This window comes from Sphingobacterium thalpophilum (genome assembly GCF_901482695.1).
Taxonomy (GTDB): Bacteria; Bacteroidota; Bacteroidia; order Sphingobacteriales; family Sphingobacteriaceae; genus Sphingobacterium; species Sphingobacterium thalpophilum.
Window position 1 is genome coordinate 3209061 of sequence record NZ_LR590484.1, and the last position, 19509, is coordinate 3228569.

The 19509-nt window shown below is 44.4% G+C and carries 9 protein-coding genes; 7 read left to right on the plus strand and 2 right to left on the minus strand.

Annotated features, from left to right (window positions below; all coding sequences use genetic code 11):
* Positions 1 to 24: 24 nt before the first annotated feature.
* Complete coding sequence (locus tag FGL37_RS13360) at positions 25 to 930, minus strand: DUF6528 family protein (RefSeq protein WP_028072236.1); 906 nt, start codon at positions 928 to 930, stop codon at positions 25 to 27.
* Between the two features lie 31 nt (positions 931 to 961).
* The gene (locus FGL37_RS13365; RefSeq protein ID WP_081818022.1) at positions 962 to 2149 is read right to left on the minus strand and encodes a TlpA family protein disulfide reductase; all 1188 of its coding nucleotides are present in this window, start codon (positions 2147 to 2149) and stop codon (positions 962 to 964) included.
* Positions 2150 to 2559: 410 nt separating this feature from the next.
* Between FGL37_RS13365 and FGL37_RS13370 the strand changes: the two genes are divergently transcribed.
* From FGL37_RS13370 to FGL37_RS13400, 7 genes are all read left to right on the plus strand, one after another.
* Positions 2560 to 4134: a hypothetical protein gene (locus FGL37_RS13370; RefSeq protein ID WP_028072234.1), complete on the plus strand. Its 1575-nt coding sequence runs from the start codon at positions 2560 to 2562 to the stop codon at positions 4132 to 4134.
* 52 nt (positions 4135 to 4186) lie between these two features.
* Positions 4187 to 6247 carry an alpha-galactosidase gene (locus FGL37_RS13375; protein ID WP_028072233.1) on the plus strand — a complete coding sequence of 687 codons (2061 nt, stop codon included), beginning with the start codon at positions 4187 to 4189 and terminating at the stop codon, positions 6245 to 6247.
* Between the two features lie 61 nt (positions 6248 to 6308).
* Entirely contained in the window at positions 6309 to 8096 is a 1788-nt protein-coding gene (locus tag FGL37_RS13380) for a glycoside hydrolase family 2 protein (RefSeq protein WP_037534520.1), read from the plus strand.
* 144 nt (positions 8097 to 8240) lie between these two features.
* Positions 8241 to 10961, plus strand: a complete 2721-nt coding sequence (locus tag FGL37_RS13385) for a DUF8487 domain-containing protein (protein ID WP_037534518.1) — start codon at positions 8241 to 8243, stop codon at positions 10959 to 10961.
* A 14-nt stretch (positions 10962 to 10975) separates the two neighbouring features.
* On the plus strand, positions 10976 to 11740 hold the full coding sequence (locus FGL37_RS13390) for a glycoside hydrolase family 35 protein (RefSeq protein ID WP_028072230.1): 765 nt from the start codon (positions 10976 to 10978) through the stop codon (positions 11738 to 11740).
* Between the two features lie 230 nt (positions 11741 to 11970).
* Complete coding sequence (locus FGL37_RS13395) at positions 11971 to 16038, plus strand: response regulator (protein WP_197734468.1); 4068 nt, start codon at positions 11971 to 11973, stop codon at positions 16036 to 16038.
* 376 nt (positions 16039 to 16414) lie between these two features.
* Positions 16415 to 19501, plus strand: coding sequence for a SusC/RagA family TonB-linked outer membrane protein (locus FGL37_RS13400; protein WP_232048693.1), 3087 nt, complete (start codon positions 16415 to 16417; stop codon positions 19499 to 19501).
* The last annotated feature ends 8 nt before the right edge of the window (positions 19502 to 19509 follow it).

Sequence of the window (19509 nt, forward strand, 5' to 3'; positions counted from 1 at the left end):
CCGTTAACATGGCAATGATCCGGATTATCGACAAACGCGTACCTTGTAAAGTTTGAGGGTCGGTATATTTACTTTTTGGTCTGGATTGGTCGCATAGATGTTGAAGGTCCACCAGCTTTCTTCAGCCTTGGTATATACCAGTCTATTGGTTTTCGGATTCCAGTTGAGCGATTTCACATGATGAACAGTAGCTAACGGTGCAAAAGGCTCAAACTTTTTGTCCTTGATTGAAAAAAGGACGACACCATCCGTATAAGTCAGCAAGAGACGGTTATCATCTACATAAGAAAGGTCATGTCCTCCCTTTCCCGGGATTTTTAGGGTACTGGTGAGCGTTAAACTGTTTTTGTCAGCGGTCAATTGATAAGTCCGCAGGTCTTCGTATCCTAATACGAATAACTGCTGGAGCCTGTCGTTCCAGACCACGCCATGTCCCGAATATAGGGTATCCTTGTAGATTGGTTTTTCAGCTTGGTCCAGGTGGTAGAGCTCCAACGAGTTTCCCTTGGGGTGTGTTGAATTCGCTACCGCTACAAGCTTGCCGGGCAATACGTCAGCAGAATGGGCCATCGGCGTTTTGGCGTAAAATTCGATTTTTTTGTCTTCGATGTTCAATAGGCAAGTCGCTCCCGACGATGAGGTGACCAGGATCTTTTTATTGTCAAACACTGGCTTGCACTCATCAATGGATTTAAAATAACTGGTATATTCCTCTGGTATCTGGTGGGCACTTTCTCCGAATGCCCATTTCCAGACGATTGCAGAGCTATCAGCGCCAATTGCTGGATCGATGATCAGTACTTTGTCATCGCCACAGGCTATCCAGTACCCCTTTGGGATGTGTGATAGCTTTTGCTGAGCCTTACCGGCGAAGGCAAAAGTAAGCGTTATCCAAAGCATTGCTGTACGAATTATTTTACCTGGTTTCATTCTTCGTTTTGTTTTAGATTAATATTCAACGTTAGTTCTTCCGCTGCTTCTTTCGGACAATGGCGCCTATTTTTTCAATGTCAAGTTTTCCTCCATTCTTATAATAGACTATCTTACCATCTGGGTCCAGGAGCAATACGGTTGGTATACTGCTGATTCCCAGTGAGGCACTCCGTGTGCCGCCCCTGTCCAGGGAATGTACCCAATCTAATTTATGTTCTTTTTTACAATTTTCATAACGTGTTGAATCTGTATCAATAGAAATACTTACTATGTTCAGGCTTTCCTCCGTAAATTGCTCCCTTAATATCTTTATATCAGGGATTTGTTGTATACACGGACCACACCAGCTTGCCCAAAAATCAAGTAAGACAAAGCGCTCTTTTTGATTCTTATATCGAATTGTATCCCCGTGACTGTCTTTGAAGTACACCTCCGGCATAGGCATGTTCTCGCCTAAATGTACGAGACTTATTTTTTTCTGTAATGTTGCAGTGATCTGTTTTCCTTCACCCGTAAATCTGAATTTTTGCGGAAACGTTTTTTCGTAATATATTAATAAGGATTTATAATATTCGGGATCGGGGACGATCATATTTGTCAGTCCAAGCACCTGACTCTTAAAATAATAAAAGGAGAAAAAATGATCCGCATAGGATGTCATGAAATCCATGGATTTCGCATTTATTGTTTTGATCAGAGTGGTAAGTTCATATTTAATGGAGTCGTTACTTCCTATCTCATGACCATGCTTTTTAAACAGATCGTTTAGCTTATTCAGTTCGGCTTGTTGCCCCCGCCTCAGGTCACGATACATCTCGTTGGTAATGGAATCATAGATAGCAGTAAAATTTGGATTAGCAACCGAATAAAACGGAGTGTCTGTTCTGTTCGCATCATAGAAAAGATTCAAAGTTGCGCCGTCGCTATTTATAAAATAATCTAGACCGGATTTGCGGTCATAAGTGAGTCTTATGGTCGGGTATGGGGTATACACCGGTTTATTGATCACGAGAACAGAATCCACCCCGCTTAAATCGACGGGCTCCAATACGACCCCATCGTCGAAATCTACACTCAATCTATCTTTATCAATCTCATGGAAATTAATGCTGACACGAACTTGATTCTTTAGCTGCGCAACACTGGGAAAAACTGAAAAAATTGCCCAGGCCATCAAAAATATCGAGCGAGAAGGGTGGCCGATTAAAATATGCATATCATTTTCTTTTCTAGGAGTAAATAAGTTTATAACGACGGCAAGTCTAGCAAAAAACCGCTATATCAGTAAAGAAAATAACGTTATTTAACAACTCTACATCGTGTAAACAGACGCCAGATACCAGCACACCGCCCAAATACAGTCAAACACCCTGCATACTGCCTTATTTTGTACAAAAACAAACCATTTCTGAACAAATCGATACCCTTAACATGACTGCCTCTGGCTATTTTTGTCCAGTACCTAAACCAATTATAAATATTAAATAATAACCAAACTTGCAGTATGAAACAAGATACACCTGTTTACAAGCACGCTATCTACGGTACATAAGTACGGATTACTCCATGCTTCTTAATAAATAACTGATGATCAATCGACATAAAGACTTTCTTAGATACGAATCAATGAACAGACAAATGATATTAAAAAGGGCAACTAAACTTATTTTATTCGTGCTTTGCGTTTTTGCATTGCCGTCCCTCGCTCAAAAAAACAGGAAACAAGACGGCGGGAACACTTCAGATGAAATCTTATTGAAGCCAAAATACGACGGACACTCCCTGTTGCGTAATCCATTAAACGGATGGGTAATGTATGCTCCGCGTAATGCGGATGAAACCTACTGGGATACGGAGTATTTTGTGCCGGCACTCGGAAAAAAAGTCAAAGTCATTGATTATGCTTCTGCTTGCTATGTACGCACAAGCTGGTCTTCGCTGAATCCGGAGGATGGTGTGTACGCCTGGGACAATCCTGATTCTAAAATCGGAAATCTAATCAAGGGAGCACAAAAACGAGGACTGCCTATTGCACTTCGTATTGTGGTGGATGGGCGTGACCAAGGTCAAAATACGCCTAAATTTGTATTTGATGCAGGTGCTAGCTACTATTTGGAAGATCAAAAACATCCCGACAGACAAACTCCATACCCGCAGGACCCCATATTCAGAAAATACTATGGCAAATTTATAGCGGCTCTGGCCAACGCATTTAATGATCCCGATAAAACTTCGTTTATCGATGCCTATGGCCTGGGAAAATGGGGTGAAGCGCATTATGTAGTCTATGAAGACCCCAAAAAAGCAAGCCCTGAAACTACCGAGACATTAAAAGAAGAAACCATGGACTGGGTAACCGATTTATACGCCAAAACCTTTACAAAGATCCCCTTAGTCATCAATTATCACCGGTTGGTCGGCCATCCACAAAGCTGGGGAGCGGTTAACCCAAATAGCGAAAGATTACTGGATAAAGTCATTGATAAAGGCTATAGTCTGCGCCAGGACGCGTTCGGTATGACCGGTTACTATCAAGATTGGGAAAAAGATTTTGCCCGTAAATGGAATTTTAAGCGTCCTATTATTATGGAGGGCGGCTGGATTGTCGCTCCGGGTAAACATCGCTACTGGAAAGATCCTAGTGGAAAATATCGGGAAGGGCATGACGAGGATGTAAGAAAAGGAGAATTTGAGATGTCAGCAGAAGCCCATGTAAATATGATGGATTTTAGGGCTGGAGGCGAAACCGAATCATGGTTTAAATCCTTTGAGTTAGTTCAGCGTTTTAACACAGAGGGTGGCTACCGCTTGTTTCCGGATCAAATCAGCTTACCCAAACGCATTAAATCGGGTGCGATAACCCGTATTGCACACCGTTGGCAGAATATGGGCTGGGGATATTTCCCTAATAACATCCCGCAATGGAATTTCAAATATAAAGTGGCTTTTGCGGTGTTAGATGCCAAAGGCAATGTGAAACAGGTTTTTGTGGATCAGGATAGTGATCCGTCGCAGTGGTTGAAAGGCTCTCCAATGCGTTATGAGCTCCGCGCACAAATAGCTGTGCCTGCCGGAAATTATACTTGGGCTGTAGCCATTGTTGATACCACCAAGGACAATAAACCTGCTATTCAGTTAGCCCTCGATCAAAAAGCTACGGCTCAAGGATGGACCAAACTGTCGGCATTCCGTGTAAAATAACTGAAACGTTATTCGATCAATGCCCAGTAGTTAGCACAAACCAATTCAGTTTATGAAACATATACTTTCGATTCTATTGTTTTTTTCGCTGTTCAGCACTGTCGACGCCCAACACGGTCCTTATAGCCGTTTTGAAAAAGATACACTGGTAATAGGCAATTCATCGATTGAAAGAAAGTTCGTTTGGAACGGCGGTAATCTGATTACCCACAGCCTGATAGATAAGTCATCGGGCCAGATGTGGTTTAACAAGTTGACCACGCCCGATTTTCAGGTTTCAAAGGAACTTATAACCCCAGCGACAAACTCTTCATATACTTCTTATGAGGTCAGGGAAACGGCTATCCACCCTACTTATTTAATCGCTGAAATTAATTATTCACTTGGAAAACTACATATAAAGAAAGCATACCGTATTTACCCAAATAGCCCTGTAATCGCTTGCGATATCTATCTAAAAGGCAATATGGCATCCATTCAGGACGATAAAGCGGCAAATATGGCAGACCGAAAGAATATCGAGTCTACGGAGGATATGGAAGCTGGGCAAATGGCGGCTGTATTGGACCAGATCAAATTGGATGGTTTTCACTGGCAGACCAAGATTGTGGAGTTTTTTGACGTCACCGACTGGAATAACAACCTGATTCAGGAAAGGAATATCATTCCTTACCGTAAATCCACATACAGGGGCAATCTGCTTGTCGCCCACAATAACGAAAATAATAAAGGGTTTTTCTTCTTGAAGGAAGCGCCCACATCCAGTGTACAGTTGGCCTATCAGGGGTACGATTTTACGACCGAATTTTCTCATTTTACGGTGAGTGGATTGGGACTGACAGCAAAGGATGTAAAAGACAATGTATGGACAAAAGCCTACAGTTGCGTGATCGGTGTGTATAGCGGCGGTGAATTGCAGCAGCTGACGGCGCTCAGAAGCTATCAAAAGAACATCCGTAAACTGTTGCCACAGCGTGATGAGATGGTCATGATGAATACCTGGGGCGACAGAAGCCAGGATGCTAAAGTAAACGAGCAATTTAGTTTGCTCGAAGTGGAGAGAGCGGCGGCACTGGGTATCTCCCATTTTCAGATAGATGATGGCTGGCAGGTGGGTAAAAGCCCAAATTCGGCCGTCGCGAAAGGTTCCTTCAAGAATATCTGGGATAATCCCAATTACTGGAAACCCGACCCCGTCAAATATCCGAGGGGCTTGTCTCCTGTCGTAAAACGAGGGAAAGAGTTAGGCGTGGAAATCTGTCTCTGGTTTAATCCAAGTGTACAAAACGACTATGCCGACTGGGAAAAAGACGCCAGCGCGCTCATCCATCTGTATAAAGAATATGGTATCCGTACCTTCAAAATAGATGGTTTGGCCATCCCGACCAAGCAATCAGAGGTCAACCTGCGCAGGCTGTTTGATACTGTGTTGGAGAAGACCGACCACCGGGTCGTATTCAACTTAGATGCCACGGCAGGCCGGAGGACAGGTTACTTTACCTTCAACGAATATGGAAATATTTTCCTCGAAAACCGTTATACCGACTGGCAGAACTATTATCCCTACTGGACGCTCAGGAATCTATGGCAATTGGCTAAATATGTTCCGCCAGAAAGGCTTCAGGTGGAATTTTTAAATAAATGGCGAAATGCGGATAAATACGGCGATGATATCTTCGCGCCAAAAAAACACGCATTTGAGTATCTCTTCGCCACAACGATGGCGGCACAGCCGCTGGCATGGTTCGAAGGTACCGGTTTGCCCGGGGCTGCGCTGAACATTCATCATCTGATCAGCGCCTATCGGGAGATCCAGCACGATTTCCATTCGGGGACCATTTTACCCATCGGCGATGAACCTTCCGGCAGGTCCTGGACAGGGTTTCAGTCCATAAAAGGTGAGACCGGTTACTTCATCTTCTACAGGGAAAATACACCGGAAGCTGTCGGTTCAGTAAAAACCTGGCTGCCTGCCGGAACAAAAATAAACTGTACACCCCTGTTTGGGAATGGCAAAGTCATCCGTACAACGGTCAGCAGAAGCGGAACAATGGACGTAACACTGCCTAAGATCAATGACTTTGTCCTCTACCGGTACGAAATTGTCAAATGAGCGCTTGGTATTAGCTGTACACGCTCATTGCATCAACATTATTAGGAGATAAACACACATTATGATAAAGCTTAACAATCTTCATTTCGTATTATCGCTATTTTTTAGCCTGATGGTTGCTAACCTCTTTGCACAGCAGACCATGACCAACGTATACGGTAGACGTGTACAATCACTAAATGGAAAATGGGACGCCATTGTAGATCTATATGATCAGGGGAAAAAAAACAAAATCTACCTGAATAAAAAGCCGGAGAACAAAACCGACTTTTATGAATATGCTTTCGAGAACGGCCTTCGGTTAAACGTTCCGCCAGACTGGAACAGTCAGATGCCCGAACTTAAATATTACGAAGGAACTATTTGGTATGCCCGCAGATTTGATGCAGCGAAAGACCGGGGAGGCAGACTGTTTCTATATTTTGGTGCGGTGAGCTACCGTTGCCGTATCTATCTCAACGGTCAGGAAATCGCCCAGCATGAAGGCGGGTTTACACCTTTTCAGGTAGAAATTACGGACGCGGTTAAGGAAAAGAATAATTTTTTGGCTGTCGAGGTGAATAATACCCGGCGGGTAGACGCCATTCCGGCAATGGCCTTTGACTGGTGGAATTATGGTGGGATCACCCGTGATGTGTTCCTGATCCGCACCCCTAGCGTGTTTATCGACGATTATTTTATCCAACTTGATAAAACAGGAGCGGATAAAATCAACGCCAGTGTCAAACTTTCAGAAAAGAAGGCAAATATTCCCGTGACGATCGAAATTCCGGAACTGCAGCTAAAACAGACCCTGATGACCGATGCCCATGGGGAAATAAAGACAGCATTTGTATCGCAGAAAATTAAGCGTTGGTCACCATCTGCACCAACGCTGTATCAGGTGAAAATTTCGAGCCCCGATGATCAGATAGAAGAGGAGATCGGTTTTCGCAATGTTTGGGTCAAAGGAGAGGACGTCTATCTGAACGGCCAGTCTATTTTCTTGAAATCCATCTCCTTTCATGAGGAAATACCACAGCGCAGGGGCCGCGCTTTTTCACAGGCAGATGCGGCAATGTTACTTTCAGAAGCGAAAGCCCTAGGCTGTAACATGATTCGGTTGGCGCACTATCCACAAAATGAACATATCGTCAGAATGGCCGAAAAAATGGGATTCTTGTTATGGGAAGAAATCCCGGTATGGCAAGGTATCGATTTTGATAATGAGGCGACTGAAGAAAAAGCCACAAAGATGATGCGTGAAATGGTTGCGCGCGACAAAAACCGCTGTGCGCTGACGTTTTGGGGCGTAGCAAACGAAACACAGCCTTCCGAGTCCAGAAATACATTTATCAGACAATTGATAGCTACCTGTCGAAGCATGGATACAACAAGGCTCATTACCGCGGCCTTTGATCTGGTGCGTTTCGATAAAGAAAGGCAAATGTTTGTAATGGACGATCCCTTTATTAAAGAATTGGATGTAGTGGCCGTTAACAAATATATGGGCTGGTACCATCCTTGGCCGGTTGCTCCGGATAAAGCCAAATGGGAAGTCGCCAAAGGGCAGCCTTTGATCATTTCTGAATTTGGAGGTGAAGCACTGTCTGGCAAAACAGGTGATGCGGATGTCGTAAGTTCATGGAGCGAAGATTATCAGGCCACTTTGTACAAAAACAATCTGGAGATGTTTAAGCATATCCCAAACTTGCGTGGTACCTCTCCATGGGTACTTTTTGATTTCCGTTCGCCTTTCCGTTTTCATCCCACCAATCAGGAAGGCTGGAACCGCAAAGGGCTAATATCGGATCAGGGATACCGGAAGAAGGCCTGGTTTTTAATGAAGGCATATTATGATAGTAAATAAATTGTCCGCCCGTATCCTGGAGGTATGGACCTGCCTGTAGACCCTTGCAACAACACTGCTCCAGTCGTCATTGTGGGTACGTTGATACGCAGCACAGCACGACCGGAAGGGTAAAAAACGAAATAACATCTAAACGAACATAAAATGAACTTATATACACACTTAAAAACAATATGCTTAATAGGGATTTTAGCTTTGACCAGCTGGTCAAAAGCTCAAGACGTCATCGATTTATCAGGCACCTGGGGCTTTCAGACCGATGTGATGGATTTTCGGCGGGGCTCGCTTTCTCCACGCTATAACCACGTTTTACAAGAAGCGATCAAACTTCCGGGGATCACCGATGACTACCAGATCGGGTATAAAAATCCGTACCGATATATTGACCGTTTAACTAGAAAATATGAATACATGGGGCCGGCTTGGTACCAGCGCGATATCGAGATACCCGCCGCATGGAAGGGCAAAAAGATAAGAATGTATTTTGAGCGCACGCACTGGTTAAGTTCGATTTATGTCGATACCAAACAAGTAAGCAGTATTGATTATGTGAGCGTGCCGCACGACCACGACCTTAGCCCTTTTGTAAAACCCGGAAACAGGCATCGTATTACGGTCTGTATCGACAATAGGTTTCAGTACAATACCCACAAGTGGGATCATGCCCATACCGAATTTACACAGATCAACTGGAACGGTATTTTGGGCGATATGAAGCTGATGGCCATAGACCCCGTCTATCTGGAAGACCTCCAGGTATATCCCAACATCGGGGATCACTCGATACGAGTGAGATTACAGATAAATAACGATATCAAAAAACAGGTGAAAGGTGAGGCTTCTTTCACTATTGCCGGAACCAACTATAGTCTCCAAGACCAAGTTGCCGTGTCCAGTACCGATTCAGTCACCTTCGTGGAGGCCAATATCCAGCTGGGCAAAAATATCAAATTGTGGGATGAGTTTAACCCGAACCTTTACCGGATTACCTGCCAGCTGAGCACATCCGACGGCAACAAGACCTATCAGCACGAAAAGACGGTCACATTCGGTATGCGTGAGGTAAAACAAGGGAAAAATCACGTATTGCTCAATAACCGTCCTATCCATCTAAGGGGCAATGTCGAAAATGCGGTGTTCCCAAAAACCGGACATGCTCCGTTGGACGATGCCTCATGGGAGCGTATTATGCTACTGATGAAAGAGTACGGGATGAATCATCTACGCTTCCATTCCTGGTGTCCGCCGGCCGCAGCTTTTCGCATGGCCGATAAACATGGAATTTATTTCGAGGTAGAGATGCCTATGTGGGGCAAAGATGCAGAACCTGACGAAGCACGGTACAACTTCTTCCGTAGAGAGATGAAAGCCATCTTAAAAGAGTACGGCAATCATCCCTCCTTTGTTTTGTATTGCAATGGCAATGAAATCACCGGAAACTTCGACTTTATCGAAGAGCTGACTGCCGCGGGCAGAAAAGCAGACCCACGCCATTTATATAGCGGCTCTACGGCCAGAACGCGGGTAAAATCAGACCAGTATTACGTATCACAGCAGACCAACAAAGGACCGGTAAAAGTATACGAAGGTCTGCCCAATACCGACTGGGATAAGAATATAGAATCTGACGTAGATGTGCCTGTACTTTCGCACGAATCGGGGCAGAGATGTATTTATCCCAATTTTGATGAAATTAAAAAGTATGAAAACAGTCCCGTCGAAGCGCGCAATTTTGAAGTGTTCAGGGAGCTGCTCCAAAAAAATGGCATGCTTGACCAAGCGAAGGATTTTTACAGGGCATCGGGCGCATTGACGGTACTCGAGTACAAGGCTGTGATCGAAACGCTGCTACGTTCTGGCAAGTCGGCAGGCTTCCAGCTTTTGTCGTTGAACGATTTTCCGGGGCAGGGTTATGCACCTGTGGGTATCTTTGATCCTTTTTGGGATTCCAAAGGCCTCGTTACTGCTCAAAAATTCAGGGAGTTCTGTGCCCCAACGGTTGCTCTGCTGCGTTATGCCAAAAGCAGCTATTTCGATACCGAAACTTTTAAGGCCAAAGCCGAGGTGTATAACTTTAGCAATTCCGCTCTTAAAAATGCCAAAATTAAATGGTGGTTGACTGATACCAGCGGCAAAGTGCTGAAAAAAGGAAACCTGAAAAGGCAGACCATTGCCAATGATCAGGTATCGCCAGCCGGCGACTTTGAGATACCCTTGAAAAATATAAGCAGCCAAAAGGTTACCGTACATCTCGCCATCAATGATAGCATTAGAAACAGCTGGGACATCTGGGTATATCCGGCCCATCAGAATTTGATGCGGTCCAACGATCAGGTACTATACAGCAGTGTTTATGATGAGGCGGTGAGAAAACAGCTCGCTCAGGGAAAGACAGTCGTGCTTTATCCATCGCCGGATCACGTAAAGGGCCGGAAGTCCATGTTTCACAATCATTTCTGGAACCCCATCATGTTTGCCTGGGCACCGATGACCATCGGCAACCTGATTCATCACGAGCAGGGCATGTTCAAGGATTTCAGCACTTCATACCATACCGATTGGCAATGGTGGGATATCCTTAATTATGCAAAAGTGATCGAAATGCAAAATACGCCGCAGAAGCTGCGTCCATTTATACAGGTAATCGATAGTTATGATAGCAACCAAAAGTTAGGTATTGGCTTCGAAGCCAGAGTAAACGGTGGAAAATTATTGGTGCTGGCATTAGATACCAAGACGGACATCGATAAGCGACCGGCAACACAACAATTGTTGTACAGTATTGACAATTATGTGAACAGTGATAAGTTTTCGCCACAGGTGCCGCTGGACGAAACTTTTATCCAGTCATTTTTAACAAATTAAGAAAGATATAAGAGATGCAGAGAATAATCATATTGGGTCTGCTGTTTCTGAGCCAGACATTAACTGCGCAGGAAGTGATCTTACAAGAGAAAGCACAGCTCTCACAGGTGTATAAAAAGGCTATTGAGGCCGAAAATGTATTATCCATGAACGACCTAAACGTGGAATCTGGCTATGTGCTTTATCAGGCCGGGATAGAAATCAGTACGGGGGAGGAAGAACTGGAATTGGAAAACGTACGCGATTATGCAACAGTATACATGGATGGCAAGCTGCTGGGCACCATCACGGATACCAAAAAAAAGCTGAAGATACAAGCACTGCCGGGCACACACCAGCTTCAGTTGTATGTAGAGAACATTGGAAGGATCACCTATGGCCCCGAAATTACGGATAATGCCAAAGGTTTGTTTGGCGCGGTTACGTTAGCTGGAAACGAGGTCAGGAATTGGAAAATGATACCGCTAAATGTGCGTGACTACCCAATACAGAATCTGGTTTTTGAACAACGGACAGCGGATGATACCCCCGGTTTTTACCGGGGGCAATTTGAGGTCAACCAACCCGACAATATCTATCTGGATATGACTGGGTGGGGAATGGGAGAGGTGTGGTTAAATCACCGCTATTTAGGTTCGTACTGGGAAGAAGAAAAACAGAAGTCGATATCGATTTCTTCGGAAGATCTGGTCCGGGGCAAAAACGAAGTCGTTATCTTCGAATTAAAAAACAATCAGCAAAAAACCATAAGTCTATCCACAGCGCCTGTCTTTAAATAGCCTGAGAGCGTTAGGATATCTGGAAAAAATAGCCGCGGCAGTTTATTTTTAAGGTTATTCATAGTATTTTCAGGCAATGAAAAAGACCAGCCGTTTGCATGTTGACTTCAGACCGCAGGTCGGGAAACAGAGCTCAGCTGTATCAATTTCTTTGATTCTCCCTTCGGTAGAATGGATGAGCAGAGAAATCGACGGCTGTTATTTAAATAGTTTTTAAAAGCATCGGTTAAATGAAAAAATTCGGTCTGCTAATTTGTGTCATCGCTTTTTTCTGGCAATATGTTCTCGCTATCGACGTTTCGAGGTACAGATTTCACCTGATGCCCGAAACTTCCTATTACGGAGGTATCCAGAGCATCGCAAAAGACAGTCTGGGACGGATCTGGTACACTGGTCCGGACGCGCTCTTCATGTATGACGGCAATAGCTTTTACCAGTTAAATGATATCATCTCTGCTATCAAGCCAAAGCATAAATGGGGGTATGGTTCGTTGATCAGAGACAGGAAGGGAAATTTGTTTTTAGCTTCGGGCTATGGCTTATTAAAGTTCGATTACGAACGCTTTTCTTTTGATGTCGCCGTACCGGGCAAGATCCGCTCATTCTGTTTAAATAGCGACGGCAAACTTTATATGCTGTCAGATGACAGGGTACTGAGCTATGATCCATTAAATGGTCATTCTGAAAGTTTTTCGTTGCCAGAGAACAAATCTTTCCATACCATATTGAGTGCAAAAGGTCATGTTTTTTTAACGCAGGGAGCTATTGTGCACCGTGTAGAGATGACCAGGAAACGTGTAGAACATTTCGCGGACTTTGGTAGCGCGGCCAATCAGGTAAACGATATCGTGGAGTACCGTGGATTGCTTTACTTTTTAACGCAGCGGGGTGGTATTCATGTGACCGATTTGACAGGAACGTTAAAACAGAAAATCCCGGTGATCGTCGCACAAAATCAGTCCGTTTTGTCCAAAAAGCTATACTTGGACCCAACAGGGGTCATATGGGTGGCTACGCAGGCCGGCCTTTTCCTTTATAGCCCCGATCAGGGAAGCAGCAGCTCTTTACAGATGAATCTGAATGATGCTTTTTCATTGCCCAACAACTCCATCTGGACGATTTATGCGGACCCCGACCAAGGGGCATGGATAGGTACCTACGGTGGTAAAATCGCCTACTGCTCACTTTACGACGCAAGGGTGCGCTATTTTAATCCGAGTCCCGGCGGGCTTAATCATCCCATTGTAAGTAGTTTTCAGGAAGATCATTTAGGAAATATATGGATTGGTACAGAAGGCGGTAACCTCAATTACTGGAATAGAAAAAACGACCAATTTAGCCGCCCTTTAAGATCACAGAGCAGCTCGTCAAATGCAAACATGATCAAACGCCTTAAGTTTGACGCAAAAGGCAGGCGCTTGTTCATTTCAGCTTATAATGGTGGAATCGGTACCTATGACCTGGACAATAATAGGTTTGGCAGCTTCAACTTCCTTTCGCCCGAAAGCCAGCAACCGTTGACTGTTTACGATTTCGTAAACGACAGCAGAGGTACATGGTGGATGACAGATCCTGATAAACCGTTTATATACCGAAAGCAACCGCAAGGCAGCATAGAAATGGTAAACGTGATCGGCGCGAATGGTAAAAAATTAAACCTGGAGGTGGAAGCACTTTATCTTAATGAACAGGAGCAGCTTTGTCTGATCAGCCATCAGGGCTTTTTTATGGTGGATACCCGCAGCTTAAAAGTGTTAAAGCGCTATATGGTCAAAGACACTGCGTATTCTGCCAACTATCTGTGCAGCTATGTCGTTACCTCTGGCGGCGACGTTTGGCTCGGTACCCTGGGAAAAGGTGTCAATGTGCTCAAAAAGGACGGAACCTACACCAACTACAGTGCTGCCAACGGGTTTCCGGCGAAGATGGTATTTGGCATACTGGAGGATAACAGCACCAAAAACGTCTGGTTGAGTACCAGCGAAGGTCTTTTTTATTTCGATCGGAAACAAAATAAATTTGAAAAAGCCAGATTTTATCAGGAAAATAATATCGGCTCATTTTATATTCATTCAGCTTACAAAACATCCAAGGGCGAAATGCTGTTTGGTGGCACCAACGGTTTTCTGCTTTTTGACCCGGCCTACCTGAATAAAAACCTGCAGCGTCCCAAAGTGTTTTTTACGGCATTTTTAGTGAACAACAAGCTGGTGACCCCGCGCGACCAACCATCCGTTTTGCCAAAAGATATCGGCAGTCTATCCAACCAGAAGGAGCAGATACGGCTATCGAGCAGTCAGTCCAATGTAGAAATCAGGTTTTCGGCCAATAGCTATCTGTCGGCAGATAAAAACCAATTTGCATACCGCATGCTGGGACTTGGCGACGAATGGCAGATTAGTCACGCCAATCAAAAATCTGTACAGTTTCTCAATCTTCCGGGCGGTGATTATACATTCGAGATCAAGGCCTCCAACAACGATGGATTGTGGGGCGACCAGATATCGAGGCTGTATATCCACGTTGATCCTCCATTTTTCCTGTCATGGTGGGCCTATTGTTTCTATGTGGCCCTCGCTCTAGCCCTGCTGTTTTTCATTACCCGATATTACACCAATAAAAAAGTATTCAAAGAAAGACTCGCACTGGAGAGTTTAAAGGAACAGAATATGCGTGAACTGAACCAGGCCCGAACGGATTTCTTTACCAATATCTCGCACGACTTAAAAACACCGTTAACACTGGTGTTGCAGCCGCTCAAACAACTTAAAGAGACCGTAGTCAACAACGATGCTGCGGTGGGATATATGGATCTGATCGAGAAAAATGTATCCCGGATCCAGCGGATGATCAGCCAGCTGCTGCGTTTTCGAGAAATTGAAAGTCAAAAAATTACGCTCAATCCACAGGCCGGTGATTTTATCAATTTTGTAAGGGATATCTTTGGTCTTTTTGAACTCTATGCCAATAAAAAAGGTATCGAGACCAACCTTGCCGCACATAAAGACAGTTTATATGTGGCGTTTGATTATGACATCATCGAAAAGATCCTGACCAACCTGTTTTCCAATGCACTCAAATATACGCCAGACAACGGCTATGTGGGGGTACGCATCTATTCTGCGACCGAAGAAGAAAAATTGCGGTTTTCATCGCCGGATCTACAGGAGACAGAATACATTTCGGTCGAAGTCTTAAACACCGGAGACGGCTTTTCCGAAGCACAGATTGCGACATTGTTTACCTCTTTCAACCGCCTGTCGTCACAAAGACCTACTTTTGAAGAAAGTTCCGGGCTCGGCCTTGCCATTGTAAAAGAACTGGTGGATGTGCTGGGCGGAAAAATATGGATGGTCAACAAAGCCGATAAAATTTCGTTTACCATATCATTGCCCTTGAAGAAACAAGCCGGATCAGGAGATATGCAGTCAAATGTGTACGATTATACGGTGTCCGAAATTGACGATATCATTATGCAGGATACGGCAGAGCCCGAAAAAGGCTTTATGAATATCAAAAAGACAGACAATATCCTGCTGATCGAAGATGACCCGCAGTTGCGGGCTTATCTGGAGCAAAGGCTGGCTGAAAAATACAACGTATATACGGCCAGCGACGGCAAAGAAGGCTTGACCAAAGCCGAGAAAATTTATCCGCAGTTGATTATTACCGACCTGATTATGCCAAATCGCAATGGCCTGGACGTTTGCCGGAGCTTAAGGCAAAATTTTAAGACCAGCCATATTCCCATCATCATGATATCCGGGACAGGAGACGATAACCAGAATAAAATAAAAGCACTGGAATACGGTGCAAACGTCTTTATAGACAAGCCGTTTAATGTCGATTATCTATTGCAGCAAACCGAAACCATCCTGAGAACCCAGCAAGAACTGAAAGTAAAATACAGCAAGCATTATCAGGTTGATCCTTCAAATGTCACCGTGACCTCCATGGACGAGGAGCTACTGAATAAGGCCATCAAGGTCATCGAGGAAAATATTGATAACGCTAATTATTCCGTCGAAGACTTTGTGTCCGATATGAATGTAGGCAGGACCATACTCTACCAAAAGATACATGATATTGTCGGCATGTCCATTAAAGAGTTTATTTTGAATATGCGTTTGAAAAGAAGCGCCTATCTATTGGAAAAATCAGATCTGACTGTGGCAGAGGTTGCCTATCAGACAGGCTTCAACAATGCAAAATACTTTAGTGTGTGTTTTAAAAAACAGTTTGAAGTGAGTCCGTCTGAGTTTAAGAAAAAAATCGCCAATGGCGGGGACAGGAAATAGAAGAACTGTGTCCTGACTGAAGCTGCCGCTGTGCAATCCCGCATAGCGGCGACCTCTATCCCCGTATAAGCCATCAAAAAAAAGTATAAAAAAATACACTTTATCTGCCTTATAGAGCAATAAACACATGTTTTTGCCCTTTGTACAAAATCGAACCATTTTCGTACAAAAACGAACCCCATTGACCGGTGATGACTTTAGTTTTGTCTTAACCAATTAAAAAAACAAACATGTATATGGGAAATAGTTATGACCGGGTGAATACCTGAAGGAGGGATAACCAAAACTTTACGGACCTGCCCCTGCCATGGAGCAAGCTTTTACGTTACCGGATATTGTTTAAGAAACGAAGTTAAACCAAAAAAATGCAAGCCTATTGAAGAAAACCATTTTAACCTTATTGTCTTTACGGGAAGGGAAAGTAAAGAACGACAAAGTGAATTTTGAAACTAACCAATATAAATCAATGATAAAAGAATTACATATCAGGCTCAAGAGCTGGTTAATGATTGTCGCCATATTGTTGGTGGCCACAAATTACGGCTATACACAAGCAAAAGATCAAATTACAGTTAAGGGAAAAGTGACCGACGAAACAGGGAAAGCATTAGTGGGAGTTTCGGTCACGGTCAAAGGTGTCAAAAATACTGTGCAGACAGATGCAAATGGTCATTATGTCCTTCAGGCACCAGCAGCAGCTACCTTGGTGTTTACTTATGTGGGTTTCGATAACCAGGAAGCAAAGGTTGATCCAGCAGGGATAATGAACGTAAAAATGGCCGGAAACAAGGTGCTGGATCAAGTCGTAGTAATAGGTTACGGGACCGCCAGGAAAAAAGATCTTACAGGAGGCCTGGCCGTCGTCGGAAAAGAACAGCTGAGCATGGTTTCCACGCCCAACCTGATGGACCGCTTAGTAGGTCAGGTGGCCGGCTTCTCGATTACCACCGCCGAAGCAGCCCCAGGCGCATCACAAACGTTGTTGATACGCGGAGAAAACTCCATATCCGCAAATAATAGTCCATTGATTATTCTGGATGGGATTCCCTATAGCGGTTCCCTGGCAGACATCGATCCCAATAACGTCGAAAACCTCTCTATCTTGAAGGACGCCTCTGCTGCGGCTATCTACGGTTCGCGTGCATCAAACGGTGTGATCCTCATACAAACCAAGCGGGGAGTCCTTGGCAAAGCTCAGGTGAACTACAAAGGTACCGCCGGTATGGCCGAACCTATGCAACAGATCAATGTAATGGGACCAAATGAGTACATCCGGTTTCAACAGGATATCGCCCGTATCAGACAGGGATATACAGGCGCTTTGTTGGATCCTATCGCCGGCGATATCATAAGCGTAACAGAGCGCGGCAATTATGCCAAAGGTATTACCCACAACTGGCAGGACTATGTATTCAGGAAAGCTTTTACCATGGATCATCAGCTGAGTATTTCCGGAGGTACCGAAAATACGAAATATATGGCGGCGTTGGCCGCACTGGATCAGGAAGGCGTGGTGTACAATTCACGTTTGTCGCGCCTGAATATCACAACCAATGTGGATCAGACGTTTAATAAATGGCTGACCACCGGGATCGGTTTGCAATACACCAGAAAAAGCGATGGCGGAATCACGCCAAATCTTGAACACGCCATTAAACAAAGCCCCTATGGCAGTTATAAAGACGAATCCGGAAATTATGTGCCCGAACCGATGGAGTACTCTTTGATCGTAAACCCTATGCGCAACGTCAACGGTATACAAGATAGGTACAACAACAATTTCTTCCTTTCAGGATATGCTAATATTTTATTGCCGGTAGAAGGTCTATCATTACGGTCAAACTTTGGTTATAATTATCGCAACGGATTTACGGGTACCTATTATGGCCGCAATACATTCGAAGGCAGGGACCAGGGGACACAGGCTGGGGGCAGTGCTTCCATCAACAATTCTAATTATAATGATTATACCTGGGAGAACCTGCTCAAATACGAACGTCAGCTAGGCGATCACCGTTTGGACGTGACCGGTTTGTTCAGTATGCAAAAAACCAAAAGTTGGTCCACAGGCCAGAGCGGAGCAGGATTTGTCACCGACGATACCGAGTACTTTATGATAGGATCGGCGAGCCGTCTTGTTTCCAATAGTGCTTCATTGTCCGAAACAGCTATGCTGTCGTATATGGGCAGAATCAACTACGGTTACAAAGGTAAGTACCTATTGACTTTAACCGGACGTACCGATGGCGCTTCGGTGTTTGGTATCAACAATAAGTACGCCTTTTTTCCGGTTGCCGCCGCAGCTTGGCAAATTGGGGAGGAGGACTTCCTGAAAGGTAAGGTAAAATGGCTGGATATGCTGAAAGTACGCCTTTCTTACGGTGCCAATGGTAACCAGGCGATTACACCGTACAGGACTTTAGACCGGCTATATTCCAATGTAAAATATATCTGGGGCGATGACGGAACGGCCGTTACCACAGCCTACTTGGCAGGAGATGGTGTCGGCAATCCTAATCTGAAATGGGAGACGACCTACTCGACCAACCTTGGTCTGGATTTTCAGCTGTTTAAAAATAGGTTGAGCGGAACCATCGACGCCTATCTTTCCAAGACCAGAGATCTGTTGATGACCCGTACCGTTCCTATCATGAACGGATACAATAGAATCTGGGACAATATCGGAGCAACGCAGAATAAAGGCCTTGAGGTAACCTTAAATTCAACAAATATTAAAGGCGAAAACTTTCAGTGGAACTCTACAGCCGTGTTTTCATTAAACAGAGACAAGATCGTGGAATTGAGAGGCGATGGCATTGATGATGTGGCCAACAACTGGTTTATCGGTAAGCCATTAAGGGTATTTTACGATTACAAAATGATTGGTGTCTGGCAAAATGGAGAAACCATTCCGGTTGAAGGTGCAGCACCCGGAGCAGCCAAACTCTACGACCGTGATGGTAATAATAAGATTGAGCCCAGCGACCGGGTAGTGATAGGATCCAAAAATCCGCGCTATACCGCATCCTTGGCCAACAGGCTATCGTACAAAAACTTTTATGCCTCGGCTTTGGTGACAGGAGTTTTTGGTGTATGGCGCGATGACCATATGGCTAATCTGGGCTCCTGGACTTTCGGAATTACCAATTATGTACATGGTGCCAACTACTGGACACCCGAAAATCCACATGCTACTATTGTTTCGCCGGGTTATCTCAACCCATTGGGTCATGGCTATTACAAAAAAGTGAATTATGTGCAGGTGAAAAACATTACGTTTGGCTACAAGTTGCCGCACAATATAGCCAAAAAAGTAGGTGTAAGCGGCATTGACATCAATGCCAGTGTCAACAATCTGAACACTTTTTCCAATATCAGAGAAGTGCTAAACTACGACAACACCTGGATGGCCTCTTACCCTACGGCCCGTTCCTATATGTTTGGCCTAAACGTAAACTTCTAATTTAATAC